At 71.0% G+C, this 2,045-nt stretch carries 3 protein-coding genes; all 3 read right to left on the bottom strand.

Annotated elements, in window-relative coordinates:
* Positions 1 to 46: 46 nt before the first annotated feature.
* Positions 47 to 976, bottom strand: a complete 930-nt coding sequence (locus ABD151_RS04910) for a C40 family peptidase (RefSeq protein WP_343991903.1) — start codon at positions 974 to 976, stop codon at positions 47 to 49.
* A 227-nt stretch (positions 977 to 1,203) separates the two neighbouring features.
* Positions 1,204 to 1,410: a hypothetical protein gene (locus ABD151_RS04905; RefSeq protein ID WP_343991901.1), complete on the bottom strand. Its 207-nt coding sequence runs from the start codon at positions 1,408 to 1,410 to the stop codon at positions 1,204 to 1,206.
* Positions 1,411 to 1,530: 120 nt separating this feature from the next.
* A partial coding sequence (locus ABD151_RS04900; protein WP_343991899.1) for an NYN domain-containing protein occupies positions 1,531 to 2,045 on the bottom strand: 515 nt, incomplete at its 5' end.

Below are 2,045 nucleotides of genomic sequence, written 5' to 3'. Positions count from 1 at the left end.
CACGATCGCGGGTGGCCGGCGTCAGGAGCCGAGATGCTCAGTGGAATCAGCCGGGTCGGACGGCGCCCGAGAAGGGCATCGAGAAGACTCCGGAGATCACCACACCGGTGCTCGGGTTGGCGGCGTGCACGATCCGGCCGCCGCCGAGGTAGATCCCGACGTGGCTCACCGGGCTGTAGTAGAAGACGAGGTCTCCGGGCTGGAGGTTGTCGGAGGAGACCGGGGTGCCGTAGCCCTGCTGCGCCCGCGAGCTGTGCGGCAGGCCGACGCCGGCCTGGCCCCAGGCGGCCATGGTCAGACCCGAGCAGTCCCAGGCGTTGGGGCCGGCGGCGCCGTAGACGTAGGAGTCGCCGAGCTGGGCCAGCGCGAACTGGATGGCAGCGGCGGCGCGGCCGGAGGCCTTGACGTCGTCAGGCAGGCGGGTGGTGTTGCCGCGGCTCGACTCGGCCTCGAACCGGGCGCGCTCCTCGGCCTCGAGGTCGCCGAGCAGGTCCTTGGCCTCGGCGAGCTTGGCGTCTGCGGCCGCCTTCTCCTTGGCCAGGCTCTTCTCGGTGTCGGCCAGCTCGTCGGCGCTGTCCTCGGTCGCCTCGCGGCGGATCTCCAGTGCCTGCGACTCCCGATCGAGCTCGTCGATGGTGCGCGCCTGGAGGTCGCGGTAGGAGTTGAGCGTGGTCAGCTCGGAGAGGAAGGCGGCCGGGTCACCCGAGACCACCATCCGGCTGGTCGCGGAGATGGTCTGGCCCTCGTACTCGGCGGCGAGGTTGCGGTCGACGGCAGCCTGCAGGCTGGCGACCCGCTTCTGCTGCTTCGACTCGTCGGCGCGCAGATCGCTGAGATCCGCGCGGAGCTCCTCGAGGCGCAGCTCGGCGTCATGGTGACGCTCGGTGGCCACCTCGGCCTCGTGGAAGAGACGGTCGACCTTGGCCCGCACCTGCTCGATGTCGGGGTCGGCGTTACTGGGAAGAGCGGGTACCAAAGCGATACCGGCTACTGCGATGCTGCTGGCGACCCCTGCGACGAGGCGCAACCGTGCGTGCGGCACGAGCTGACGATCTCCTCTGTATCTTCGCCCGGACCCAAGCTCCGGACTCAGCGCGGCGCCCGAGCCGGTCCGGTCTGACCAACTGGTGCGGGCGCCGTGAGTGCATCAGGTTAGTCGCTGGCGGCGGCAGCGCCAAACACCCATCGCACATGTCGAGATCGTCAGGCGGATTCCACGTCGATCTCGGTGACCGGCGTGACCAGCCGCAGCGGTGGCACCAGCCCGCCGGCGGCCAGCACGTCGAGGGCGCGCCGCTCGTCGTCGTCGAAGGCCAGCTCGGGCGGCGGGCCGAGCAGCACGGTGACCACGCAGTCGTGGCAGGCGGGGCCGCGCACGATGCAGGTGTCGCAGTCGATCCTCATGCTCATGGTGACGTCCTCTCGTTGAAGTGACGAAAGGAGGCTGACAGAGACGTCCGACAGTAACCCTCAATGTGACCTCAGCGCTGCCCTCCGCGCCATTTCTGCGCGCTCAGGTCACATTGAGGCTCAGTGGCGGAGGAGACCCAGCAGGGCGCCCGCGCCGACGGTGCGCGCCCCCAGCCTGCGGACGTCGCGGACCACCTCCTGGTCGGAGGTCACCACCACGACCATCCGGCCCTCGGGCTCCGCGCCGACCAGATCGCGGATCACGTCGTCGGCGATCACGCCCTCGGGGCTGAACAGGACCTTGACCCCGCGCGGCGGGTTCACCAGCGGGCGGTGGGCGCTGGCGGCCGCGTCGAAGACCACCGTGGTCTCCGCCCCGGTGCGGGCCACCAACGTCGAGATGCCGGCCAGCAGCCGGACCCGCTGGGCCTCCAGCGAGGACTCGGGCCACGCCTCCTTGCTGACGTTGTAGCCATCGATCAGCAACCGTGCCTTGGGCATCGCCAGATAGCCCTCGAGCAGCGCCGGACGGGACGGGCTCACGCCCGGGCCCGCCACCTCGTCGCGGGCCGCGGCGATCTCCGCCTCCACCCGCTCGGCCGGCGAGCCGGTGACCGGCGGCAGCGCGAGCTCGC

Source organism: Nocardioides dubius (assembly GCF_039528155.1).
Taxonomy (GTDB): Bacteria; Actinomycetota; Actinomycetes; order Propionibacteriales; family Nocardioidaceae; genus Nocardioides; species Nocardioides dubius.
This window is presented reverse-complemented; position numbering and strand designations above follow the sequence as displayed.

What these genes read in the sequence shown, in the direction of transcription:
- ABD151_RS04905 (WP_343991901.1), bottom strand. Translation starts at nt 1,410, where the DNA reads ATGAGCATGAGGATCGACTGCGACACCTGCATCGTGCGCGGCCCCGCC.